Below are 24,609 nucleotides of genomic sequence, written 5' to 3'. Positions count from 1 at the left end.
GGTCTTGATGATGAATACAAAACAAATGGCTGAACATGCAACGATTCAAAGCTTTTTAAACTGCTACTTAAGGGAGGCAGGTGGATATAAGCTCGTTCAAAAGAGTGATCTTGCAGGAGAGGTTGCGAATCGACTGAAAACAACGGACGTAGAGCAAGTAATGGATTGCCACCTCGCTCACCAAGGAATTCACTTATATATTCCTCTAGCTTATTGGTCGGTAACAGAGCGGCATATCTTTTCATATCCACTCTATTATTCTTCAAGACAAGGTGAGGTGCTTGAGCTAGATTACATCACATTGACAAGCCTCATTATAAAAGAGCTGAACCTAGTAGCAGGTATGACCTCAGATGTGACGAGTCATCAAGATGAGCTGATGTTACGAGTGATTTTAAGCTGCCAAAACATCGACCATTTTATTCAGGAACGATTAAAGGAGAGCGATCATCTAGATCAAGCGGATCTAAATTTTATTGAAGCGGAGCAAGCACTAATTTTCGGACATCTCTTACATCCTACACCGAAAAGTCGTCAAGGGATTGCGGAGTGGGATGTACCGAGCTATTCACCAGAGCTAAAAGGACAGTTTCAATTGCATTATTTCCTTGTGCATCACTCGATTGTCTACCAGCGTTCAGCTCTCCAGCATTCAGCCGAGCATCTTGTGAAAGAACAATTGTTAGTAGACCCTGAAGTGCCAAGCGACTTTAAATCACAGTATTGTCAAAATGATGAGTATGCACTCTTACCGATACACCCGTGGCAGGCTGAATTTTTAATGAGGAAATCATCTGTTCAAAAGCTAATGAAGCAAGGGCTAATAAAGAGTGTAGGACGACAAGGCAAGACGTACTACCCGACATCCTCAGTGCGAACTGTTTATCACCCAGAAGAGAAGTTCATGTTTAAGTTCTCCTTAAATATTAAAATCACCAATTCCGTTCGAGCAAATAAAAACATGGAACTCGAACGAGGAGTGGAAGTGAAGAATCTACTTAAGAGTAAGATTGGTACGGAGCTAGGGGATCGTTATCCTGATTTTCAAATCATATGTGACCCGGCCTTTATGACAGTGAAGATAGACGGTGAGAAGGAATCTGGTTTTGAAGTCATTTTAAGAGAGAATCCTTTTTATCTAGATCAGGCATTAAATGCTACGCCTGTAGCTTCCTTATGTCAGGATTCAATGAATGGACAAACCTCAAGGCTAGCAGAAATCATTAACCAATTGGCAGAGAAGGAAGGGCGTACGACAGAGGAAGTGAGTGTAGATTGGTTCGAACGCTATCTTGATCGATCGCTACAACCGATTATCTGGCTATTTTTGAAGTATGGTATTGCACTTGAAGCGCATCAGCAAAATAGTGTCATTCAGTTAAAAGACGGTTATCCAGATCGCTTTTTTTACCGTGACAATCAAGGCTACTACTTTTGCGAATCGTATTATGAGCAGCTCAATCAGCTCTTACCAGGAATTAGCGAGAAAAGTAATACCGTTTGTTCAGATGCGATTGCTGATGAGCGTTTGCGCTACTATTTCTATTTCAATCATTTACTTGGCTTAGTAAATGCCTTTGGCGTTGGCGGCTTAGTCGATGAAAGAAAGCTAATAGATAAGCTGCGTGAACATTTGGCTGCTATCAACATTCCAGAAGGAAACTTATCACAACTAATAGAGAGCTTGCTAACGTATGAGACATTACCATGCAAAGCAAACTTATTGACTCGTTTTCATGACATGGATGAATTAACTGGTTCGCTTGAAACGCAATCCGTGTATGTAGAGGTTAATAATCCTTTGGCAGAAAGGGAGCTGGTCAAAAATGAATCTCTTTGATGAGCAGATAGGATATGAAATCTCGTTTCGCGAAGTGGAGCTAGAGAAGGACCTAGAGAAGTTGCATCAATGGCATCATCAAGATCATGTCATTCCCTTTTGGAAGCAGAACTTTATGCTGCCTGACTATAAGGTTCACTTACAAAAACTTTTAGCTGATCAACACCAAACCTTATATATTGGTCATTTAGATGACGAGCCGATGAGCTATTTTGAACGCTATTGGACAGAGGATGATTTGATAGCCAATTACTATGACGCAGAAGTTGGTGATCAAGGGATTCATTTATTGATAGGTCCTGACGCCTTCTTAGGAAAAGGCTTAGCTCTACCATTAGTACGGGCGATGACAGCTTTTGGGTTTCAACACCCAGAAACAAAGAAGATAATTGCAGAGCCTGATATTCGCAATAAAAAAATGATTCATGTTTTTGAGAAATGCGGCTTTGAGGCAGTTAAGGAAGTAGACTTGCCTGATAAAAGGGGCTTGCTGATGTTTTGTGATCGTGAAGAATTTTTAAGGAGGTGGGAGGGTGTCTACTACATACAACCATCGACTGCTTGATGTTATTGGAATTGGGCTTGGACCATTTAATTTAGGTTTAGCGGCCCTGATGGAAGAGAGCACAGATATCCAATCAATATTCTTTGATCAAAAGCCTCATTTTGAGTGGCACGGGGGATTATTGATTGAAGAAACGACTCTTCAAGTACCATTTTTGGCTGATGTCGTCACCATGTCTAACCCGAAAAGTCATTATAGCTTTCTTAACTACTTACACGAACAAGAAAGGTTATATAAATTCTATTTTCTCGAGCGTTTTCACATTCCGCGAAGAGAGTACAACCATTACTGCAAGTGGGTATCTGAACAACTATCAAACTGTCAATTTGGAAAGAAAGTGACGTCGATTGAATGGGAAGAAGAGGTTTTTAGAATTGAAACAGAGGATGTTGAGACAGGAGAGTATACGTACTATTACGCGAAGCACATTGTCCTTGGAATTGGGAGTGTTCCGAACGTACCTAAGAATATGATAGGTGATTCAAACGAGCGAATCTTTCATTCAGCCAAGTTTCTCCAACATCGAGAAAGGTTACGTCAAGCAGAATCGATTAGTGTGGTTGGGTCAGGTCAAAGTGCAGCCGAAGTGTTTTTAGAATTATTAAAGGAGCAGCCAATCTACAACTATCGATTGGACTGGTTTACACGCTCAAGAGGTTTCTTTCCAATGGAATACTCTAAGTTAGGCTTGGAGCATTTTTCTCCTGACTATACGCATTATTTTTACAGCTTATCCCAAGAGAAAAAGGATGAACAGTTGCCAAAGCAAGACTTATTATACAAAGGAATCAGTGCGACGACGATTTCTGAGATTTATGATCTTTTATATGAGCATTCAGTAGGAGGCGAGGACCCTCCTGTTCGGTTACTTGCTAAAACCGAAGTCACTGATGTAGTAGAGATAAATAAAGGTGAAAAAATACAGCTACAATGCAATCAATGGGAGCTTGACCAATCGTTTACTCACGAGAGCGAGTTTGTTGTCGCAGCCACTGGTTATAAACATCCGATTCCGAGCTTTCTTCGCAATGTGCAATCGCTTATTGATTGGGATGAGAAGGGCAGATATTGTGTCGGGGAAAACTATCAGTTGAAGCTGACTGATGATGTGGACAATAACATCTTTATTCAAAATGGCGAGATGCATACACATGGAGTAGGAGCACCGGATTTGGGCTTAGGTGCTTATCGAAATGCAACAATCATTAATCAGTTAGCTAATCGAGACATTTTTCGAGTGCGTAAGCGTAATGTTTTTCAACAATTTGGGGTTCATTAAATGCGTTCTCTGAAGGGAACGCAGACGGTGTTATTTCTTCTCATTTTCTATTTTATTTTTGCAGATGTGACACTTTCCCCTTTTTACCCACAATTTTTTTCAAAGGTGTTTGGAATTAAGGATTTGGACTATACAGCGTTTTATATTTTTACTGCACGTCTAACGGTCATCATCGCTGTACCGATTTGGGGAGTGCTTTCAAGATATATCGAAGTGAAACACTTGCTTTATATAGGTCAATGGATTTCCTTTGTCATGCTTATTTTGATGGCGACTGCTCAAGATGCACAGCAGTTTTTAACGTACACCATTTTTCTGTTAGTAGGAAAAAGTAGCTTTTTTCTTCTCTATCCCTTACTGATTGAATTAAAAGGGCAAAAACAGCGGTCGGCTGTTGTCGGAGCCTATCATATGGTTTTTCACGGGGCGATTATAGTAGGAACCTTATCCGGGGCATGGTTCATCCGCCTTGAAAACCCATTGCTCTTATTCTACGGACTAGCAGTGGTGGAGTTCGTGCTGTGGCTTCTTTCCATCTTCACTTTCCGGACACTATCCACAAGAAAAAAAGCGGTAGTGAGGAAAGAAGCACCTACTTACTCAACGAAAAGGCAACTAGCTTTTTTAGCCCTAATGGGTGTCGTTATTTTTGCTTTTCACACAGCAAATAACATGATTCGTCCGTATTTCACCACGTATACAATGAATGATTTTCATCTCTCAATTGCTGAGAGCAGTGTCTTATTTATGGTTCCTAGTGCGATGGCAATACTTGCCTATCCTGTTATTCGAAAGTATTGCTCCAAAGAGAGAGTCCCTTTTATTTTTATACTGGCATTAGGCGTCTTAACGATTAGTCTTCTCGTTCAAGGAATGACGGGTAGCTTTATTGTGCTTATGATCGGTAGAATTTTCTACGGATTTTTCTTAGCGATCGCCCAATCTGCTCTAGAACTTTATTTGTTTAATCGAAGCAGCAACCATTTACAAGTGTATACGGTTGCTTCCTCGTTTCAAAATGCAGGGTTGCTAGTGGCACCATATCTCGCATCAGCGAGTCTTACATCTTATAGCGTAGCTGCACCATTCGTTTTTGCAGCGGCCATTTGTCTAGGTACCCTTCTTGTGGCTCGTTTATCAATGTCAATTGGAGCAAAGCTACCTTTTCAGGAAAATAAAATGAAAGAAGCAATGTAAACATATAGATAAGGAGTGTGGCACGATGGGACAAGATCATCAAGTTCAGAACATATTAACTGCAGAAATTTGGGATGAAGTAGGTTTGAGTTTACTTGCAAAGATGATTTCTGAATTTATGTATGAAGAGATTATCAAACCAGAGGTGGTAGAGGAAACGGGTGAACGAACCTTCTATCATCTGCCGCTGGCTAAAAAGGACGGAAAAGAGGTTCACTATCGATTTGAAGCGAAGAAACGTCTCATGGATAGCTATCGTGTGTATCCAGAATCAATTCAGATAAACAGAGATAATCAGTGGGAAAAAGCGCTTAATCCCATTCAATTTATCTTAGACATTCAAGATACAGTAGGGATGAAGCCGCTAACGACCGGGCATTTAATTAAAGAATACAACAACACTTTACTAGCAGATGCTCATATTTTACAGAAAAAGAAAGCGACGCATTCAGATGAGTTAGTGGATATGGATTACGCCGAGCTTGAGGGTGAAATGGAAGGCCATCCATGGATCACTTACAATAAAGGGCGAATTGGTTTTGACTATCAAGATTATCTTGCGTATTCACCAGAACAAAAGAAGCAAGTGAAGTTATCGTGGCTCGCTGTTGATAAAAAGTATGCGACATTTCATTCTGTCTCTGATGTCCATTATGAAACCTTACTTCGTGAAGAATTAGGAGAGGCGCAATATCACGCCTTTATCGACCAATTGGAGAGTGAAGGATTAGAAGCGTCAACCTATTTCTTTTTACCAATTCATGAATGGCAATGGAACAATGTCATCATTCAATATTTTCCGGGTGACATTGCTGAAAAAAGGATTATCCCACTTGGGTCCGGTGAGGATAACTACCTCCCGCAACAGTCAATTCGGACATTTGTGAATACAAGTGATAAACAAAAGCATCATGTGAAGCTGCCGATGAGTATATTAAATACGCTAGTCTACCGCGGACTTCCAGCTGAACGAACGGTAGTGGCTCCCATTATTACAGACTATATTCATCGCATTCGTGAACAAGACTCATTTTTAAAAGAGGAGTGCCAGATCATCTTGCCAGGAGAAGTGGCGAGTATGAATTATAATCATCCCTACTATTCAATTTTAGAAGGAGCTCCGTATCAATATCTTGAAATGCTAGGCAGTATTTGGCGCGAGAGCATCTATTCCTTCTTAGAAGAAGACGAACATGCGATTACATTGGCATCACTCCTGTATGTAGATGATGCCGGGAAACCGTTTGTAGCTTCCTTAATTGAAAAGTCAGGCTTAACAGTCGAGCAATGGACCAAGAAGCTCTTTGATGTGACGCTTCCACCACTTCTACATTTTCTTTATAAATATGGCACCGTCTTTTCACCGCACGGACAAAACACCGTTGTGATCCTAAAAGATCACGTCCCGCATCGTTTAGCAATGAAAGACTTTATCGATGATGTCAATATTAGTGGAGAGCCACTGCCTGAATTATTGAATTTGCCAGAGGAATTAAAGCCAGTTCTTCGTAGTGAAGGAGCAGATGGTTTGTGTCAATTTATTTTCACTGGGCTCTTTGTATGTCACTTCCGATACTTAGCGGATATTATCGATGTTTATTACGAATATGATGAAGAGCGATTTTGGCAGTTGTTGCGAGAAACGATTCTTGTGTACCACAAACGTTTCCCGGAATTAGAGGATCGTTTCCGCCTTTTTGATTTACTACAGCCAACATTCACAAAGCTATGCTTAAACCGTAATCGAATGATTGATTATGGCTATGAAGACGATGATGATCGTCCACATGCATCTGAATTTGGCTATGTCCGAAATCCTCTTTACAAAGAATAAATAACGAAGCGTTTCTGTTATAAGCAGGAACGCTTTTTAGCATTAAGTAAAAAGAAAATAATACCATTTCACCCAAGGATGAGGGTAATATTGGTATGATAGAAAAAGAGAATAGGAGGCCAGGATGGAGTCAAAAACAGTTGTTCATTATGGGTTGATTGCGGTATTCTTTTTCACATATATGAAGATTCTCAGCTTTATTGGGAACAGATTGATTCCTTTTCAGTCTTCACTATCTGTGTTAATCGTGTCGGTATTGTTTCTCATTCTTGCGCTCGTTTTATCAGTGATGACTACAAATAAAATAACCGATGTTCTGAGGTCGAAGTAATAATATTAGAGCAATTAAACAAAAAAGAAAGATGGGATTAGAAATGTTTATCTTTTGGTTGATTGCTTTTCCGATTTTAATGTTTACATTATTTTCGATTGAAAAGAAACTAAGCAAGCTCAATGAACAGAATAGTGAGCTGATTGAATTGTTGAAAGGAAGAGATAAAGATGAATAAAACGCTAACTCAATTAGGAGAAACGGTTACAGTGATCGCGAACTTAAAAGATCAAGAGGATTCTCAGCTTCTAGACCCTATTAAACAGGGGAAGTGGTCTATTAGAGAAATTGTCGCTCATCTCTATTATTGGGATCAATTCAATTTAGAGAGTATGGTTCCCTACATGAATGATGGAGCGAATTTATCTCCCTTTCCAGACCATGATTCACATAATGAAGAGGCTATAAATGACGTACATGGTCAGTCATTGCACGCTATTATTGATCAATTTATTGATACTAGAGCAAAACTTGTGAAAAATCTAGAGAGTGTTGAGGAAGATGTGCGCTTTACGATTGGAGAAGGCAAGCGAAAGTTTTCTGCAGAAAGCTTTGCAAAGATCTTTCTCAAACACGACATTCACCATTTGAAACAAATTGAAGAAAAACTGAGTAAAAAATAGGGGTGATGAAGGAGGAAGAAAGATGATTATTTATCGATTTGATAAGGAAGTAGGGAAGCAGGTGACTCACTTCGATTCCAATTTCATCATCTCAAAAATAAGTAGACTCGATCAACCGGCACAGATCGGCTGCATGCATCTTGAAATTGGTGGGTTAATTGGTTTTCATCAAGCAAACGTTCCACAGCTTCTCTTAATTGTTGAAGGGGAAGGATGGGTACGAAGTGACACAGAAGAGGAAGTAAAGGTTCAAAAGGGAGATGCTGTTTTCTGGGAGAAGGGCGAAGGTCATGAAACCGGAACACACGAGGGACTGGTTGCGATTGCGATTGAATCTGAAGCATTAAATCCATCTGAATTTATGGTGGAAAGAGGATAAGGTCAACTGGTAAGATAGAAGGAGTCTTATTATTTTGATTGAAGTGAGGTTTCCTATGGTTGATTATGGTGTGCGAGCTTTATCTGGATTTTTGATTCTAATGTTTCTACTATTTGTTGCTCCTCTTAGTAACATTGAATGGCTTCAGCCGGGACATCCCTATCGTTTTATTATTGTGCCGATTGCTTTAATTGGAGGCTGGGGTTGTTTGTTCTTATATAAGAAGGTAAAGAAACAAAAGAGTGTATAAGACAAGTTGCCAGCCATGATGCTGGCTTTTCTTTTATTTACAGATAGAGCCTTGGAGGACTAACGATGAAAACAGAAAAACAAAAAATGCTTGATGGCGAATTATACGAGCCTTGGGATGCAGAGCTAATGAAGGAAAGAGAGCAAGCAAGGTATCTCACTCGGATGTTTAATCAGACAACAGAAACTGAGCATGGGGACCGTGTTAGGGCAATCAAAGATTTACTTGGGTCAACGGGAGAAGATGTCTACATGGAGCCGAACTTCAGATGTGATTATGGCTACAATATCCATGTTGGGAATAACTTCTTTGCGAATTTTGACTGCACCATTCTAGATGTGTGTGAGGTTCGTTTTGGAGACAATTGCATGCTTGCACCTGGTGTACATATTTATACGGCGACTCATCCTGTAAATCCTTTTGAACGGATTAAAGGACCTGAATTTGGTAAGCCAGTCACAATTGGTGACAATGCATGGATTGGCGGCGGGGCCATCATTAATCCAGGAGTGACGATTGGAGATAATGTGGTGATTGCTTCTGGGGCAGTGGTCACAAAGGATGTTCCTTCTAATGTGGTAGTGGGAGGAAATCCTGCTAGAGTGATTAAGGAGATTGATTTAGAGGATAAGAGGTAAAGGCATTTGTCCTAGTAATGAGAGAGGGATTTTTTGTTTGATAGAGAATCTCTAAAGTACATAGACTATGGATGGAGGGGGCTTTTTACACGATGTACGAACTTAAAACAAAAGAACACGATGGTAGTGTGATTGAGTTTATTGAGCAGGTTGATAATCCTAAAAAAAGAGCTGATGCTTATCAATTATTAGACATTTTTACGGAAACAACTGGTTACAAGGCAAAAATGTGGGGGCCAAGTATTATTGGCTTTGGCTCCTATCATTATAAGTACAAAACGGGTCACGAAGGAGATGCTCCACTCGTTGGCTTCTCGCCTCGTAAAGCGAAGATAAGTTTATATTTTGCAACAGGTGATCCAGATCGAGAAGCGTTATTAGAGAACTTTGGAAAACATACGACTGGCAAAGCATGTGTGTACATAAACAAGATTGCAGACATTGATGTCGATGTATTAAGAGCCTTGATCAAGCAATCGATTTCATTTTTACAAGATACGTATCCGGAATAAGTGCATGTTTGACTTGAGCCATACTTCTGCTGGAAGAGTGGCTTTTTCATTTGCAAAGATTGGTAGTATGATATAATTACCTAGGTAACAAAATAGAGGTGATGAAGATCGAGACGAATCTTACGTTATTTCATAGACTACACCAGATCTCACGTTTGCTAACAAAGCGAGCGAACCAAGCACTGCAACCATTTGATTTGTATAGCGCACAGTGGACTGTCATCTACACGTTGAAAACGAAAGGCACATTAACTCAACGTGAGCTATGTGAGTATTTAGCTGTCGAGGCCCCACCTTTAACAAGAAACGTACAACGCCTTGTGAAAAAAGGTCTTGTCAGGCAAATCTGCGGCAAGGATAAACGAACGAAAAGAATTGAATTAACCGAAGAGGCGCATCTCCAATACCCAACATGGGAACGGGCGATGGCAGATGTGAAACAGCAGCTAATGGAGGGAGTTTCAGCAGACACCGAAGAACAGTTAGACAAGCTCTTAGTAGAATGGTTAAGCACGATTGAACAAGAGACTTGTCATGATCAACGAGAGGAGAGCTAAAGATGCCATTTTTACGATTTAAAGGATTTGATAAAAGCATATTAAAAGATGCCTCAACCGCTTTGGCAGAGCAAATGTCTATCATGGCGAATGTATCACCAGAGACGGTGAAGATCGAACTGATCCAAGTTGACCAAATTACGGAAACACCATGTTCAGTCGAAATCTTTATGTTCCAACGAGACCAAAAAACGCATGACGAGATTGCTGCGATGATCAATCATTTACTCAAAGGCTATGGATATTCTAACATCCATATCTTTTATATCATTTTAAATCCCGAGCTTTATTATAAAGAAGGAATGCCGTTAAACGAGATTCCTCGAAATGTACAACCGACTTTTTAAACGTGACAAATACTTGATAGGGATAGATGTTCATGCTTTGGGAAATGATTTTTCTCTTTTTGATTGTGTTAGTAGGAGGGTTCATTCAAGGTGTGAGTGGCTTTGGGTTTGGCTTAGTGGTGATGGGCTTTTTACCGCTTTTTCTTACGTTAAAAGAAAGCACCTTAATCGTGATTGCCTTACTCTTAGTTGCCTCCTTCAGTATTCTCTTGAAGATTTACAAATGGATTGATGTAAAAGGCTTAATCGTCATTGTAGGTTCAGCTCTAGTAGGGCGAGTTCTCTCCTTTTTTGTTCTAAGTACATATGGGGATATGGATATTCTAAAGCAAATACTCGGATTCTTTTTGATTGGGATGGTCATTTACTTATTCTTTAGTAAAAGGAATTCCTCCCCAGAAGCGAATATGAGCCCAGTCATTCCCGTTGTGCTAGGGTTTTTGGGAGGTTTAATTGGAGGGGTCTTCGCAGTTGGCGGTCCTTTTTTTGTTTTCTATTTTTTAATGCTCTACAAGGACAAGCATACATACCATGCCAATTTACAAGTTTCAGTCGTGATTACGAGTTTAATGACGATCATTCTTCATGGTGTAAATGGAGACTTCAATTGGAGTATGCTTAGCTATTTATTATTAGGAATTATAGGTGTATTTATCGGAACAGCACTAGGTATGAGGTGGTTTGAAAAGCTCCCCCGAACCTTTATAAAAAAATTAGCCATGTCCATCGTTTTGGTTGCGGCTTTAAATTTAATATTCGTCAGTTAATCAATAAGCGAGCTTGAGTAGATAACTTAAGCTCGCTTGTTTTGTATTTATAGGTTTTTCCATGTTGGATATTGGTTTATAATGGAAGGGATAAAGGATCATCAACCAAGAATAGAAACAGACAGGATGGGAGACGGTCAACGTGAAAAAGAAAGTCGTATTAGCTGGTGGAACGGGGTTTATTGGTCAGTATTTTGCTAAAGAATTTGAAAAGGAAGGGTACGAAATACATATTATATCAAGGCAATCGAAGCATAGTTCTTGGAACGATCAAACGGCAATTGTTAGGGCATTAGATGGTGCTGAACTCCTCATAAATCTTGCTGGGAAATCAGTGAATTGTCGCTATAACGAAGCAAATAAAAAGGCGATTATGGATTCAAGAACAGAGACAACAACCATACTTGGTAAGGCGATCTTGGCATGCGAGACACCGCCAAAAGTTTGGATGAACTCAAGTACAGCAACGATTTATCGACATGCAGAGGATCGTCCGATGACTGAAGATGGTGGAGAGATTGGATCAGGCTTTTCTGTTGATGTGGCAACTACGTGGGAGGAAACGTTCTTCTCATTCGACTTACCAAGCACAAGACAGGTCGCTCTAAGGATTGCGATCGTATTAGGAAAAGACGGCGGAGTGATGACACCTTACCTGAATCTCGTTAAATTTGGACTCGGAGGGATTCAAGGTTCAGGGAGACAGATGTTTAGTTGGATCCATGTAGAAGACTTATTTCAAATCGTTCTCTTTTTGCGAGGTAGAGAGGATCTAACAGGTGTATTCAACTGTGCAGCTCCGGAACCTGTTAGCAATCGAGAGCTAATGAGTCAGTTAAGAGCAACAATGAATGCGCGCTTTGGTTTGCCTGCTCAAAAATGGATGCTTGAGATTGGCTCCGTATTCTTAAGAACGGAAACAGAATTAGTCTTGAAAAGTCGTTGGGTCATTCCAGAGCGATTAGAGCGAGAAGGCTTTACATTTACGTATCCAACACTTCGTGAAACGTTAGAGAATATTATTAAAGAATGATGATGACAAACAAAAGGGGAATCAACTATGTTTACATCAAATAGAGTACAATTACGCAAAATGGTTCCGGAAGATATTGAAAGGTATCATACATGGCGAAACGATATAGATGTGATGAATTCAACTAGTTTATCACTAGATATTTACTCTCTTGATGAAACGAGAGAATTTGTAGAGAACGTTATGTTAAATGCCGGCTCATCTAAAAGTTATCTGATTGAGGAGAAGGAAAGCAAGCTGTCATTAGGGGTTACTTCACTTATCCATATTGATTACAAAAATAGAAATGCTGAATGCATTATTGATATAGGAGAAAAAGATTACTGGGGGAAGGGTTATGCTACTGAAGCATTAAAGTTACTGCTCGATTATGCCTTTCTCGAGCTTAATTTACACCGCATCTCATTGAAAGTATTTTCATTTAATGAAAGAGCGATCGCTGTATATTATAAACTAGGTTTTAAACAAGAAGGGGTTAGCCGTCAAAGTTTATATAGAGAAGGAAAATGGCACGATATTATACATATGGGGATATTAAAAGAAGAGTATCACATAGCCTAATGAGAAAGCATGTTTCTGTTTAACAGAGACGTGCTTTTATCTATTGAAAAGGAAATATCGTCCAGGATGAATATAGGGAATGGGAAAATATAACGATTAGTTTGTAGATAGGAATTTCGACTCTCCATTTATTTTTAACACATACTAAGAAAATCGAAAAAACGTTTTAATCATCTTTAAAAGGGAAGAGGTTTACTAACATCATTTGATAATCATTTACATAACTGGAGGGAATGTCATGACTGAACATCAAAGCATGCCAAAAGAAGGTGGATTGGATCATAGCTTAAAGCTATTAAAGGAAGGGTATCAATTTATTTTAAACCGCCGACATACGTTTCAATCCAATGTGTTTGAGACTAAATTATTGGCGGAGAAAGCGATTTGTTTAACAGGAAAAGAAGCGGCTAAGGTTTTCTATGACAATGATAAGTTTACAAGGGTTGGAGCTGCTCCAAAACGGGTTCAAAAGACGCTTTTTGGCGAAGGTGGAGTCCAAGGCTTAGACGGAGAAGAACACCATCACCGCAAACAAATGTTCATGTCACTTATGACCAAGGACTCGCTTCAAGAGGTCATTGAACTGACGGAAAATGAATGGAGTGAAGCTACAGCTAAGTGGGAGTTAGAAGCAGACAAAATTGTCTTATATGACGAAGCGAAGAAAATCCTTACTCAGGTCGCCTGTAAATGGACGGGCGTCCCTGTAAAAGAAGGGGAGCTTGATCAATTAGCTGAGGAACTTGGAGAAATGTTTGAAACGGCGGCAGCCCTCGGTCCTAGTCATTGGAAAGGAAGAAGAGCACGGTCTAAAATTGAAGATTGGATGGAAGAACTCGTTCAAAAAGTACGGGATGAAGAAGTGAACCCACCGAAGGATAAAGCACTTTATACGTTTTCATTCCACCGTGACTTAGAAGGTAATTTGTTACCAAAAGAAGTTGCAGCTGTTGAGCTAATTAACTTACTACGGCCAATTGTAGCTATATCGGTTTATATTGGATTTACAGCGCTTGCGGTGCATCAATATCCAGAAGAAGTGGAAAAGCTTAAATCGAACGATGATGATCACTTACAACGTTTCGTCCAAGAGGTTCGTCGCTTTTATCCGTTCTTCCCATTCACTGCAGCACGTGTGAGAGAGGATTTCACATGGGAAGGATACGAGTTTAAAGAAGGTACGATGACACTCCTTGATTTATATGGAACGAATCATCACCCTGAAGATTGGGAGAATCCTGATCGTTTTGATCCTGACCGCTTTAAAACATGGGATGGCAGTCCATTTGATTTCATTCCTCAAGGCGGAGGCGAATTTGACATTGGTCATCGATGTGCCGGGGAATGGATTACGATTGATATTATGAAGGTGAGCTTAAGTCATCTCGTCAATCAGATGACTTATGATATGCCAGAACAAGACTTAGCATTTAGCATGACGGATATACCTAGTTTACCTGAGAGTAAGATTGTGATGGAACATATAAAGCGTATGTAACAACAATCTATTTGGAGGTGCTTCCTTTGATTCGTAAACTTTCCACAAGCAAGAATAACATTGTCGAGTATGAGGTCGATGATAAAATAACGGAAGAAGAGAACGAGCAAGTACTAGAGGAATTAGAAGGGTTGATTAATGAGTATGGTCAGATTAGGTTACTCGTTCGCCTGAATGAAATGGCGGGGGTAGAACTTTCAGCCATTGATAAGAGAGTGAAATTTGCGAAAGAGCATTTATCTCAGATCGAAAAATATGCCTTAGTTAGTGATTCCAATTTAGCAGAGTATGTGTCTAAAGTTAGTGATAAAGTGACAAAAATGGATATGCGACATTTTGCAAAAGATGAAGAAGAAATGGCCAGAAGCTGGGTTCGGGACGACTAAAGATTGGGGTAAGGAGCGTTTCTACTTAGGTAGGAACGCTCTTTTTATGTACTCATTTTTTCTAATTAAGGTAATGTTTAGAGATTAATCGGTTGATAAATTATATCTAGACGCTTCTGCCCAGACCAAAGCGTTTTTTCTATACGAGATTTACCCACACTTTTTGTAAAGGATTGACCTTTTAATTATGGTAAGATAAACGAATGAAGGAGGGATATGTTTTTTGAAGCTTTCTACTAAGGTTTTTGCGATTATCAGTGTATTATTTGCTATTATCTTTATTTATGAAAGGCTTACGTCAAATACGACCTTGCCTACTCTCTTTGGGGAGATGCTCTGGTTTGCCCCATTAGTGATCTCAATATTTAGTTATATGACCGCAGTGACAATTAACAAAGGCTATAATAAATCTCTTAAATTAATCGGGTTTGCATATATTGGCATAGCAGTCGTAGGCATTTGTTGGTATTTTGTTGTCGTTGTGATGATGGTTACAGCTTAGGTCAAGTCATATTGGAGGACATGTATGAAACCATTGGAAGGGAAAATTGCGATTGTAACAGGGGTCAGTCGGCTAAAGGGAATTGGTACAGCGATTTGTAAGGAGTTAGCTGAAGCTGGTTGCCAGATCTTTTTTACATATTGGACAAATTATGATAAGGAAATGCCCTATGAGGTTGCTGTAGATGAACCGTTGATGATTAAAAAAGAGTTGGAGAAGTTGGATGTTCAAGTGGCATGTATGGAACTCGACTTATCGGAGACGATCGCACCGGATCAGCTATTTCAACAAGTCCGGGCACAGCTTGGAGATCCGGATATCTTGATTAACAACGCCGCTTATTCTACCAATACGGATTTTTCTACTGTAACAGCAGAAGAATTAGATAATCATTATTTGGTTAATGTTCGTGCGTCGACCTTATTGAGTAGTCACTTTGCGCAAACGTTTACGAAAAAGAGGGGTGGCCGTATTGTCAATTTAACATCAGGGCAATTTCAAGGTGCGATGCCTGGTGAATTAGCTTACGCAACCACTAAAGGAGCCATTGATGCATTAACTCTCACCCTCTCAGCAGAGGTCGGCCATTTGGGAATTACAGTTAATGCAATTAATCCTGGGCCAACCAATTCAGGATGGATGACGGAAGAAATCAAGCGTGATTTAAAACCGATGTTTCCTTCTGGCAGAGTGGGAGAACCGAAAGATGCAGCAAAAACGATTAAGTTCCTCGTCAGTGAAGAGGCCGAGTGGATTACAGGTCAGGTGATTCATTCAGAGGGTGGGTTTAAAAGGTAAGTTTTAGAGGCGGTTGCAATCATACCGACCTCTTTTTTATATAGCAATTAATGGGTGAATGGATTCTAACCCAAAGAGTGGTAGCAAGATTACGCTTCTGGACGTTGATAAACCATATAAAAGGGAGAAAATAATAAAAAAATGTAGATTTAGTGGTTTTAATGTATCATAATTAATGTAGAGACATTACTAGTAGGTTAAAGTAGAAATGAGGATTGCTATGTATCGTACAGCGCTTGATCTAATAGAAGAAAGCATCATCATTACAAATGGGCAATTAGAAATTGAATACATAAATAAAGCATATGAAGAATTATTCGAGGTGCAATCAAGTGAGGTCGTTGGCATGCATCTACATGAATTATTTCCTGATGTGCAAGAGGATGTTCGGATTGCTACAGAATCAATCAAAGCCAGGAAAGATGTCGAATACAAACACGTCCCTTTTCACTGGAAGGGCCAAGATTTAATATTGAAAGTCTATACGAAAGTTAATTTTCATGATGACGGAGAGATTCATTTACTGATTACAAAAATTGAGGACGTGACCGAGCAGGCTCGTGCAGCTCAGAAAGCAGAAGAGTTAATTAAGCAATTGACGATCAATGTTATTCCTCTTTCCAAGCAAATTGGGATTCTACCTCTGCAAAGTGTTTTACATGATTCTCAAAAGGAAATCATTTTACATGATACAGTCATGCAATGCCAAGCCTTAAAGCTCGACTGTCTTGCAATTGAATTTTCTTCTCTCAGATCAATAGATGATGAACTAGCAGAAATTATTGATCACTTAGTCAATACGTTGGCATTAATGGGGGTCACCGTCTTCTTATGTGGCTTGCATCCTACCATTGTACCTTCCATCCATAAAAACTACTCTCACTTATCCAAATTCCCAACATTCTCAAAACTGTACCAAGCCCTTAATTATTTCAAGAAAGTACAAGCTGACAAAAGCAATTAAAACAAAATAAGCCAGCCTTCCTAAACGGTTAGGGGAGGCTGGCTTGAATGATCAATGATTAAAAACTTTTATCACCGTTAAAAATGGAATTCTTTACAACAACGTAATCTACATGACGAATGGCTTCTAGCGTCTTACCACCTGCATAAGAGATAGACGATTGGAGGTCTTGCTCCATTTCAACTAATGTATCTTTTAGTGAACCTTTATGCTCGACAATCATCTTCTTACCTTCAACGTTTTTCTTTTCACCTTTTTGGAACTCTGAAGCTGAACCAAAGTATTCTTTGTAGAGCTTTCCGTCTTTCTCAATTGTAATACCAGGGGATTCTTCGTGACCTGCAAAAAGGGAACCGATCATCACCATTGAAGCTCCAAAACGAATTGATTTAGCAACATCACCATGTGTACGAATTCCGCCATCGGCAATCACAGGCTTACTTGCTGCCTTTGCACACCAACGAAGAGCGGCTAATTGCCAACCACCAGTTCCAAATCCAGTCTTGATTTTTGTGATGCATACTTTCCCTGGTCCTATTCCGACTTTCGTGGCATCGGCACCAGCATGTTCAAGCTCTCTTACAGCTTCTGGGGTACCAACATTACCCGCAATCACAAACGTTTCAGGTAAGTGCTTTTTAATATGTTGAATCATCTCTATCACTGCATTTGAGTGACCATGTGCAATATCAATGGTAATAAATTCAGGAACTAATTGATCTTTCGCTAATTGTAAAATGAAATCATATTCATCGGCTTTAACTCCGACGCTAATTGATGAAATCAATTCACGTGACTTCATATCTTGAATGAAAGCGACTCGCTTTTCAGGTTCAAAACGGTGCATGATATAGAAATATCCATCCTCTGCTAACGCAACCGCAATCTTTTCATCTATGATCGTCTGCATATTCGCAGGTACTACTGGCATTTTAAATGTATGTTTACCTAATGTAACAGTTGTATCACACTCAGAGCGACTATTTACTATACATTTTGCTGGAATCAGTTGAATATCTTCGTAATCAAAAACATTTTCCATGGTTACACCCCTAAAAACGAATATTTGAATTAGATCAATAAAAAATCGTTCGTACATTTGGTAATTTACATCATTTTCTATGAAAAGTCAAAGTATTTTTGGAGATTCATTGATAAATAGAAATAGACCGAGCATAAAAGGCCTTTGATGGAGGCTTGACTTGCTTTTGTGCTGTACAAAAGGGTAGAAGTAAACTTGAATGATTAAAGACTTCCAGAGGAGATTAGACAGATACAGAGGTGGAAGTAAACTTTGATTTGTCCACCTCTTTTCTCTTCCTATTCTTAGTGGTCTACACTTCTTTTTCCGTATAAGCGGTATTTCAGTCTTATTAAAGAATACTTTATAAAAACAATAATAATGTAGTAAAGGAGCAGTTTTTGAAAGTACGCAAGAATAAAAATCTTGTGGTGAGGTGAACGAATGGGTGCTATCAACGGGTCGGACTACATCAAGAGAATTAATCAATTAAATAGTGAGGTGTGGATCGAAGGAGAGAGAGTAACTGGCAACATATCCGAACATGTTGCATTTAAAGGAATTATCAAGAGCCAAGCAAGATTATATGATCTGCAACACAACGAACCTTTAAAAAAGATGATGACGTATGAATCTCCAAAGAGTGGAGAACGCGTGGGTGTATCTTTTTTACTTCCAACAACTAAAGAAGACTTAAGGCAGCGTCGTTTGATGATTCAGGAGTGGGCAAAAACAAATGCGGGAATGATGGGAAGAAGTCCTGATTATATGAATACGGTATTAGTTTCACTCGTTGCCTCCAAACGCATTTTTGAAGAAAATGAAAATTGCTTTCCTGAAAACGTACTCTCATTCTATGAAAAGGCAAGTGAAAATGATTGGTCATTTACCCATACTTTTATTAACCCACAAGTCAATCGCTCACCCTATCATCTTTTCGATGGTTCTGAAGAGCTCATTGCAGCGAAGATTGTGGATCGAAACAAGGAAGGGATTGTGATAAAAGGGGCTAAACTTCTTGCTACCCAAGGTGGAATCACGGATGAAATTATTGTGTATTCGATAGCAGGGATCATTGATAAGTCCTATTCATACTCATTTTCAATTCCGAGTAACACACCAGGGCTAAAGTTTATTTGTCGTCAGCCATTTGGTCAGAGTGATTCAACCTATGATTCGCCTTTAGGTGCTCGGTTTGAGGAGAGTGATGCATTAGTGGTATTTGATCATGTATTGGTCCCTTGGGATCGAGTATTTTATTATGACAACATCGAGGTAACAGATACCTTATCGCTAAAAGGAGCCTTTGCAAAACTAGCCTTGCACCAAGTCGTATCTCGCCAAGTGATAAAAGTAGAATTTATTCTCGGTGTTGCTCAAATGATGGTTGATACCATAAACTCAGGTAATTACCAACATGTACAAGAAAAAATTGCAGAGATAATCGTAGCCCTTGAGACGATGAAAGCTTTTTTAATTGCTTCTGAGGCCGGTGCGACAAAAGAGAATGGATACATGCTGCCTGACCTGAATCCATTATACGCAGCCATTAATACCTTCCCTCGTTTATATCCCAGACTTACCGAAATCCTTCAACTTTTAGGTGCGAGCGGGTTAGTCTCAATTCCCTCAGAAAGAGATTTTCAGTCTGAAATAAGAGAAGATATTGATCTATACTTACAATCTACCACCAAAAGTGCAAAAGAACGAGTTAAGCTGTTTCGACTTGCTTGGGATACATGCATGAGTGCATTTGGATCAAGACAAACATTGTATGAGCGTTATTTCTTTGGGGATCCGATCCGCTTATCTAGCATGTTATACCAAACGTATAATCGAAATGACCTTATGGAACGTGTAGAGAATCAATTTTTATCTGAAGACTATTAGCTAAAAAAGGCGTGCTCCATCGAGTAGACGTAGGCACGCCTTTTTATGTTTGTATCAAATTGCTGCTCTACTTCAATTCAACTCCAAACACTAATCCGCCGCGACTTGCCACAACGATATAGTTTTCATAAACAGCTGGGGTGGCTTCGATATTTGAGCCAAGATTGACAACATCTTTCACTTTTCCCGTCGACCCTTCAATAAGGTGCATATTTCCTGCTGAATCGGCTTGAATAAGCATCGCTTTACCATCCTCTGTATAGACATCTACCGGGGAGGACCAGGCGTAGTGATCCATATTAAGTCGCCATTCTTCTTCCCCCGTTTTTTTATTTACAGCAATCATCAACCCGCCGTGTAACGTCTCATAGCGCGCAATGGTGAAAATGACTAGATGCTCAATTTCTTCTTTTCCAACAACAGGTGTTGCGAGCATGCCGCCATTTACAGCTGAAAGGGAGTAGGCCGGGTATTCCTTACTCCAAATGATCTCACCTGATAGACCATCTATTTTTCGAATCAAGCAGTTACCGAAGGAGCCTTGCTGGTCCACTTCCGTCCCTGTATACAAAAACGGATGGTTATCTTCCGCCTCAACAACAATGGTGGCATCGGTATCATCCGTTGGCTCTAGAGCGAATAGCGGTTTATGATCGGCTAGATCAATCGCTAAAACACTGCCGCCATTATCAGCAAAATAAGCAATGTTTTTATAGATGGCAACTGAATTTTCAATGCCTTGATAGTGGTTTCCTTGCACGTTATAACGAGCTTTCATTATATCTGGATCGACCGAAATGGTCTTTTCTTGTACGTTAAATTTCGTATTAAGATTTGCGTGATAAAAGAGACCATTCTCACCGCCTACAACCAATTGATCGCTCTTTCGGTTAATTAAGGCAGATCCATCAAATGCACCCCAGGCTCGGTAAGCCCAAGGATCAGCCCCTTCAATAAAGTGGAGTTCTGAGCCGTCAATTAAGCTGAAAATCCGGTAGCCAATATCACTTTCTGGAATGCCCTGGCCTACATAGAGCAAGGGGTAACCGCGTGGGTCAATAGCGACCGACCCTTTAATGGGGCCACCGACTTTAATAGGTGAGCGAGTAAGTTCGCCTGAGTAGAGGTCGGCAAAATAAACCGAACCGTCAAGTGACCCATAAATGACTTCTGTAAAATCCTCTTGCTCTTTAAAATGGTCGTGGATATTCATGATCCTGCGCACATCGGGTTCCCATTTCACAATACTTGGTTGCCCCGTCCAACCTGCACCGCCTCCCCATTTATGGTGAGTGCCTGTTCGAAAGCTCCACGCTATATCAAGGGTGGAGGAAGATAGAGTGACGTTTCCATATGAAGGGGAGGTACGGGAGTGGTTCCCACGAAAGGTCAGAATCCCTGGAATGTCTGTATAGGTTTCAGGAAATAAAGCCGAATCAAAGTCTACTTCTCCATTTAGATCATAGGTAAGATGAGTAAGGTCAGTTTTATCGATAGCAATTTCTTCGTATGGGAGCTTGATTGGTAAAAGCTTTTCTCTCTGGTCCTTCTGCTTTTGCCCGTGATTATGTACAATTAATTTTTCATCCGCAGCAACACGCTCATTAACGAATGTAATTTGGCTACAGCCTGCTAATAGAGCTAAAATGAAGACTGATATAAGTAAAGGTCGCCATCTCAATAAAATCTCATCTCCCCTCAGGTGAACATATTCTAATATATTGTAAAGGAAGGTTAGAGAAAAGGGTGACGAAAATTGTAAGGCGAGTAAAAAAAGTCATTGTTTAGGTTTGAAAGGGTAGGAAAGTGGGTAAAAAGTGGGGGGGAATGATTAGACCGAGCATAAGCGCGCTCGGACTAATGAAGTTATCTTAAACGCCTAGAAACAGCTTGAACGAATCTTACTAACAATCCAACGATCCATATACTTAATCCGAACATCAACATCAAAAGCCCAATAAATCCAGCACCATAAACTCCAGTTTTGCCATTATTCCCTACGCTTTGTGCATATCCTGCTGCGTACCCGATGAAGGGGGCAAGCATGGTAATGATCGCTCCCCACATCATCAGGTTCATTTTCTCTTTAGAATAAAGAATGAAGCAACAGAGGTTTATGAGGAAGACGATCGCAATGAACAACCAGAGAAGATGAATATCCATAGCAACCTCCTAATCTTTAATAAAACGCTGCCATTGTAAAGAGCACGACATAAAATAGCAATGGACCTCCCATCATCACCATCCCTACATGAAAATAATTTTTAAAAAAGTGAATAATGAATCCGACAATCCACAAGACAAGAGGAATTAAGTAGCCAGGGGCAATAAACATCGGAGCGTCATCACCGTACTCCCCGATAAACCCAGTTGCAAACCATAACGAAAGAGGAACAATAATAAAGCTTGTTACAATTAAAAGTACACGTAGGACCATAGCTAAAGTAGAATTCACCGAACCCCTCCTTTTATCTATATATTACCATTTATACGGTGGTGTTCCATTTAAATGCGTGGACGAAATCGAATTATGTGGAAATAAAATAAGCACAACCACCGAGGTTGTGCTTAGTGAAGCTTATTTTGTAAATTGTGTTAGAGCTTCTACTTTTCCAGTTAAATGCTATTGATCAAAATGATGGAGCTCTTCAAAATTTGTGGCACTTAGAAGATAGATACGATTGTTTTAATATGATTCATCAGGTTGGTGGATCAAGATTAGACATTGGAATACTACAAGGTATAAAAGTACAATGTAGGATTTCCTTTATTATGCTTTTACAAACTAACCCAAGCCAACAGAAAAGTACTTCCTACAAAACTCCTGATAATTCTATCAAATTCCCCAATTATTTTAGCTGCTACATCAAATATAGAGATGAAAAAAGCTGCTACCCTCAGTCATTCATCATTCCCCAAGAAATAATTCCCACTTTTTAAAATCTACTATTGAAAATTCATACTATTTCATATATATTGAAAGCACTTACATATAAGGTCATCTGATGACCTTATGATCGTTTTATGGTATAAAGGGGAGGGAACGTTTATGGGATTAGGTATATTATCATTGTTTGCACTTATTCCAATTTTGACTGTCTTATTGTTTCTCGTTATTTTCAGGTGGCCGGCGAAGCATGCGATGCCAATTGCATTTGTTGTAACTGTGCTTGTCGCGTTGTTTGTTTGGGAAGTGCCGGCTAATCAAATTGCAGCCGCAAGTACAAAAGGTGTGGTGACGGCACTTGAGGTGCTATTTATCGTCTTTGGTGCCGTACTCATGCTCAATACGTTGAAAGAAAGCGGTGCAATTCAGACGATTCGTCAGGGGTTCATTGATATTTCACCAGACAGACGTGTTCAAGCGATAATTATTTGTTGGTTGTTTGGCTCTTTTATTGAAGGGGCATCAGGCTGGGGGACACCAGCTGCGGTGCTCGCGCCATTACTTGTAGCCATCGGATTTCCAGCTATGGGTGCCGTTATGGTGGCACTCATCATTCAATCAACTCCGGTTTCATATGGGGCTGTAGGGACGCCGATTCTAATTGGGGTTCAATCAGGCTTAACCGGTTCAGAAAATGTAACGAATGCCGCTGCGTCTCTTGGAATGACATTTGAAGCGTATATCAAAATGATTGGTGGTCAGGTTGCGATTTTCCATGGTGTTGTCGGATTGTTTATCCCACTGATTATGGTAACGATGCTGACGTTGTTCTTTGGAAAAGAAAAATCAATTAAAGCAGGCATGGAAGTGTGGAAATTTGCATTATTTGCCGGGCTTGCATTTACGATTCCGTATGCATTAGTAGCGAATTTCCTTGGGCCGGAGTTCCCATCATTGTTTGGGGGGTTAGTTGGTCTTGCCATTGTTGTTCCAGCTGCGAAAAAGGGATTCCTTATGCCTAAGCTTACTTGGGATTTTGAGCATTCTTCAAAGTGGGATCCAGAATGGACGGGTACGTTATCAGCTACTAGGTTAACAGAAGCAACGATTAGTCCATTTAAAGCGTGGTTCCCTTATATTTTAATGGGAATTTTACTTGTGATCACGCGTTTGAATACCCTTCCATTTGGGGATTGGTTAAAGATGGTAAGTGTTAAGGTTGAAGGGGTATTTGGAACACCTATTGATATTGCGAGTACACCGTTTTTCTTACCAGGATTTATTATGGTATTAATGTCTATTATGGGTTATTTCTTATACAGCATGAATCAATCCACATACGGAACAGCCGTTAAAAATTCAACAACGATGATCATTAGTGCCGCTCCCGCTTTATTATTTGCCGTTCCGATGGTGCAAGTGTTTATCAACTCAGGAGTAAACGCAACAGGCTACACAAGTATGCCACTGGTGCTTGCTGAAGGGGTATCAGAGCTAATGGGTCAAAATTGGCCAATTGTTGCACCAGCGATCGGTGCACTCGGAGCGTTTGTAGCAGGAAGTAACACAATCAGTAATATGATGTTTGCGATGTTCCAATTTGGTACCGCTGAAAATGTTGGAATAAATCCTGCAACCATTGTCGCCCTACAAGCGGTCGGTGGAGCAGCGGGAAATATGATCTGTGTTCATAATGTTGTTGCCGCGTCTGCAACAGCTGGCTTAGTAGGAAAAGAAGGAACATTGATTCGTAAAATGTTGATCCCGACGTTCTATTATGTCTTCTTTGCAGGAGCGGTCGGTTACATTGCCATTAACGGTATTGGACTCAACATCGGTACGTTAATGGCGGCAATTGTATTGACCACGATCATATCCATTATCATCAAAGAGAATCGTAGAGAAAAAAACATAGAGGATACGAAACAACAACAGAAGTTCGGAGGTTGA

At 39.9% G+C, this 24,609-nt stretch carries 28 protein-coding genes; 24 read left to right on the top strand and 4 right to left on the bottom strand.

The genetic code is table 11. From position 1 onward, the window contains the following. The first annotated feature begins 7 nt into the window (after nt 1-7). The 22 genes from AB3N04_RS04945 to AB3N04_RS04840 all read left to right on the top strand — a co-directional run bounded on the left by AB3N04_RS04945 (nt 8) and on the right by AB3N04_RS04840 (nt 16,861). Nucleotides 8-1,840, top strand: a complete 1,833-nt coding sequence (locus AB3N04_RS04945) for an IucA/IucC family siderophore biosynthesis protein (RefSeq protein ID WP_368504998.1) — start codon at nt 8-10, stop codon at nt 1,838-1,840. Continuing rightward, a complete protein-coding gene (locus AB3N04_RS04940) occupies nt 1,827-2,405 on the top strand; it encodes a GNAT family N-acetyltransferase (protein WP_368504997.1) in 579 nt (192 codons plus the stop codon). Before AB3N04_RS04945 ends, AB3N04_RS04940 begins: the two co-directional genes overlap by 14 nt. Continuing rightward, entirely contained in the window at nt 2,374-3,684 is a 1,311-nt protein-coding gene (locus AB3N04_RS04935; RefSeq protein WP_368504996.1) for a lysine N(6)-hydroxylase/L-ornithine N(5)-oxygenase family protein, read from the top strand. Before AB3N04_RS04940 ends, AB3N04_RS04935 begins: the two co-directional genes overlap by 32 nt. Further along, the gene (locus AB3N04_RS04930; RefSeq protein ID WP_368504995.1) at nt 3,685-4,881 is read left to right on the top strand and encodes an MFS transporter; all 1,197 of its coding nucleotides are present in this window, start codon (nt 3,685-3,687) and stop codon (nt 4,879-4,881) included. A 25-nt stretch (nt 4,882-4,906) separates the two neighbouring features. Continuing rightward, nucleotides 4,907-6,715: an IucA/IucC family siderophore biosynthesis protein gene (locus tag AB3N04_RS04925; RefSeq protein ID WP_368504994.1), complete on the top strand. Its 1,809-nt coding sequence runs from the start codon at nt 4,907-4,909 to the stop codon at nt 6,713-6,715. Nucleotides 6,716-6,839: 124 nt separating this feature from the next. Further along, nucleotides 6,840-7,046: a hypothetical protein gene (locus tag AB3N04_RS04920; RefSeq protein ID WP_368504993.1), complete on the top strand. Its 207-nt coding sequence runs from the start codon at nt 6,840-6,842 to the stop codon at nt 7,044-7,046. A 43-nt stretch (nt 7,047-7,089) separates the two neighbouring features. Further along, nucleotides 7,090-7,224 carry a hypothetical protein gene (locus AB3N04_RS04915; RefSeq protein WP_317120255.1) on the top strand — a complete coding sequence of 45 codons (135 nt, stop codon included), beginning with the start codon at nt 7,090-7,092 and terminating at the stop codon, nt 7,222-7,224. Continuing rightward, nucleotides 7,217-7,669, top strand: coding sequence for a DinB family protein (locus AB3N04_RS04910; RefSeq protein WP_368504992.1), 453 nt, complete (start codon nt 7,217-7,219; stop codon nt 7,667-7,669). Before AB3N04_RS04915 ends, AB3N04_RS04910 begins: the two co-directional genes overlap by 8 nt. Before the next feature lie 22 nt (nt 7,670-7,691). Next, nucleotides 7,692-8,048: a cupin gene (locus AB3N04_RS04905; RefSeq protein WP_368504991.1), complete on the top strand. Its 357-nt coding sequence runs from the start codon at nt 7,692-7,694 to the stop codon at nt 8,046-8,048. 34 nt (nt 8,049-8,082) lie between these two features. Beyond that, the gene (locus AB3N04_RS04900) at nt 8,083-8,298 is read left to right on the top strand and encodes a hypothetical protein (RefSeq protein WP_368504990.1); all 216 of its coding nucleotides are present in this window, start codon (nt 8,083-8,085) and stop codon (nt 8,296-8,298) included. A gap of 65 nt (nt 8,299-8,363) precedes the next feature. After that, a complete protein-coding gene (locus AB3N04_RS04895; protein ID WP_368504989.1) occupies nt 8,364-8,936 on the top strand; it encodes a sugar O-acetyltransferase in 573 nt (190 codons plus the stop codon). 92 nt (nt 8,937-9,028) lie between these two features. Then, the gene (locus AB3N04_RS04890; RefSeq protein ID WP_368504988.1) at nt 9,029-9,448 is read left to right on the top strand and encodes a DUF1801 domain-containing protein; all 420 of its coding nucleotides are present in this window, start codon (nt 9,029-9,031) and stop codon (nt 9,446-9,448) included. Nucleotides 9,449-9,549: 101 nt separating this feature from the next. Next, entirely contained in the window at nt 9,550-10,005 is a 456-nt protein-coding gene (locus AB3N04_RS04885; protein WP_368505991.1) for a MarR family winged helix-turn-helix transcriptional regulator, read from the top strand. A gap of 2 nt (nt 10,006-10,007) precedes the next feature. Next, the gene (locus AB3N04_RS04880) at nt 10,008-10,352 is read left to right on the top strand and encodes a DUF1904 family protein (protein ID WP_368504987.1); all 345 of its coding nucleotides are present in this window, start codon (nt 10,008-10,010) and stop codon (nt 10,350-10,352) included. A gap of 32 nt (nt 10,353-10,384) precedes the next feature. Beyond that, entirely contained in the window at nt 10,385-11,119 is a 735-nt protein-coding gene (locus AB3N04_RS04875; protein ID WP_368504986.1) for a sulfite exporter TauE/SafE family protein, read from the top strand. Nucleotides 11,120-11,261: 142 nt separating this feature from the next. Next, a complete protein-coding gene (locus tag AB3N04_RS04870) occupies nt 11,262-12,152 on the top strand; it encodes a TIGR01777 family oxidoreductase (protein WP_368504985.1) in 891 nt (296 codons plus the stop codon). 27 nt (nt 12,153-12,179) lie between these two features. Then, nucleotides 12,180-12,713 carry a GNAT family N-acetyltransferase gene (locus tag AB3N04_RS04865; protein WP_368504984.1) on the top strand — a complete coding sequence of 178 codons (534 nt, stop codon included), beginning with the start codon at nt 12,180-12,182 and terminating at the stop codon, nt 12,711-12,713. Between the two features lie 238 nt (nt 12,714-12,951). Beyond that, nucleotides 12,952-14,211, top strand: a complete 1,260-nt coding sequence (locus AB3N04_RS04860; RefSeq protein ID WP_368504983.1) for a cytochrome P450 — start codon at nt 12,952-12,954, stop codon at nt 14,209-14,211. A 26-nt stretch (nt 14,212-14,237) separates the two neighbouring features. Further along, nucleotides 14,238-14,597, top strand: coding sequence for an STAS/SEC14 domain-containing protein (locus tag AB3N04_RS04855; RefSeq protein WP_368504982.1), 360 nt, complete (start codon nt 14,238-14,240; stop codon nt 14,595-14,597). 223 nt (nt 14,598-14,820) lie between these two features. Beyond that, a complete protein-coding gene (locus tag AB3N04_RS04850; protein WP_368504981.1) occupies nt 14,821-15,099 on the top strand; it encodes a hypothetical protein in 279 nt (92 codons plus the stop codon). A gap of 24 nt (nt 15,100-15,123) precedes the next feature. Further along, nucleotides 15,124-15,897, top strand: coding sequence for an SDR family oxidoreductase (locus AB3N04_RS04845; RefSeq protein WP_368504980.1), 774 nt, complete (start codon nt 15,124-15,126; stop codon nt 15,895-15,897). A 220-nt stretch (nt 15,898-16,117) separates the two neighbouring features. After that, nucleotides 16,118-16,861, top strand: coding sequence for a PAS domain-containing protein (locus AB3N04_RS04840; protein ID WP_368504979.1), 744 nt, complete (start codon nt 16,118-16,120; stop codon nt 16,859-16,861). A 58-nt stretch (nt 16,862-16,919) separates the two neighbouring features. Here AB3N04_RS04840 and guaC read toward each other — a convergent pair whose 3' ends face one another. Beyond that, nucleotides 16,920-17,903 (bottom strand): GMP reductase, encoded by a 984-nt coding sequence (guaC, locus tag AB3N04_RS04835; protein WP_368504978.1) that lies wholly within the window; start codon nt 17,901-17,903, stop codon nt 16,920-16,922. 423 nt (nt 17,904-18,326) lie between these two features. Here guaC and hpaB point away from each other — a divergent pair, with 423 nt between their 5' ends. Beyond that, nucleotides 18,327-19,772: a 4-hydroxyphenylacetate 3-monooxygenase, oxygenase component gene (gene hpaB / locus AB3N04_RS04830; RefSeq protein WP_368504977.1), complete on the top strand. Its 1,446-nt coding sequence runs from the start codon at nt 18,327-18,329 to the stop codon at nt 19,770-19,772. A 67-nt stretch (nt 19,773-19,839) separates the two neighbouring features. Here the strand turns inward: hpaB and AB3N04_RS04825 are convergent, their stop codons facing one another. From AB3N04_RS04825 to AB3N04_RS04815, 3 genes are all read right to left on the bottom strand, one after another. After that, a complete protein-coding gene (locus tag AB3N04_RS04825) occupies nt 19,840-21,453 on the bottom strand; it encodes a hypothetical protein (RefSeq protein WP_368504976.1) in 1,614 nt (537 codons plus the stop codon). Between the two features lie 185 nt (nt 21,454-21,638). Beyond that, nucleotides 21,639-21,935 carry a hypothetical protein gene (locus tag AB3N04_RS04820; RefSeq protein WP_368504975.1) on the bottom strand — a complete coding sequence of 99 codons (297 nt, stop codon included), beginning with the start codon at nt 21,933-21,935 and terminating at the stop codon, nt 21,639-21,641. Nucleotides 21,936-21,951: 16 nt separating this feature from the next. Beyond that, a complete protein-coding gene (locus AB3N04_RS04815) occupies nt 21,952-22,227 on the bottom strand; it encodes a hypothetical protein (protein WP_368504974.1) in 276 nt (91 codons plus the stop codon). 594 nt (nt 22,228-22,821) lie between these two features. Here AB3N04_RS04815 and AB3N04_RS04810 point away from each other — a divergent pair. Beyond that, complete coding sequence (locus AB3N04_RS04810; RefSeq protein ID WP_368504973.1) at nt 22,822-24,609, top strand: L-lactate permease; 1,788 nt, start codon at nt 22,822-22,824, stop codon at nt 24,607-24,609.

This window comes from Alkalihalophilus sp. As8PL (assembly GCF_040939795.1).
Lineage (GTDB): Bacteria > Bacillota > Bacilli > Bacillales > Bacillaceae_D > Alkalihalophilus > Alkalihalophilus lindianensis.
This window is presented reverse-complemented; position numbering and strand designations above follow the sequence as displayed.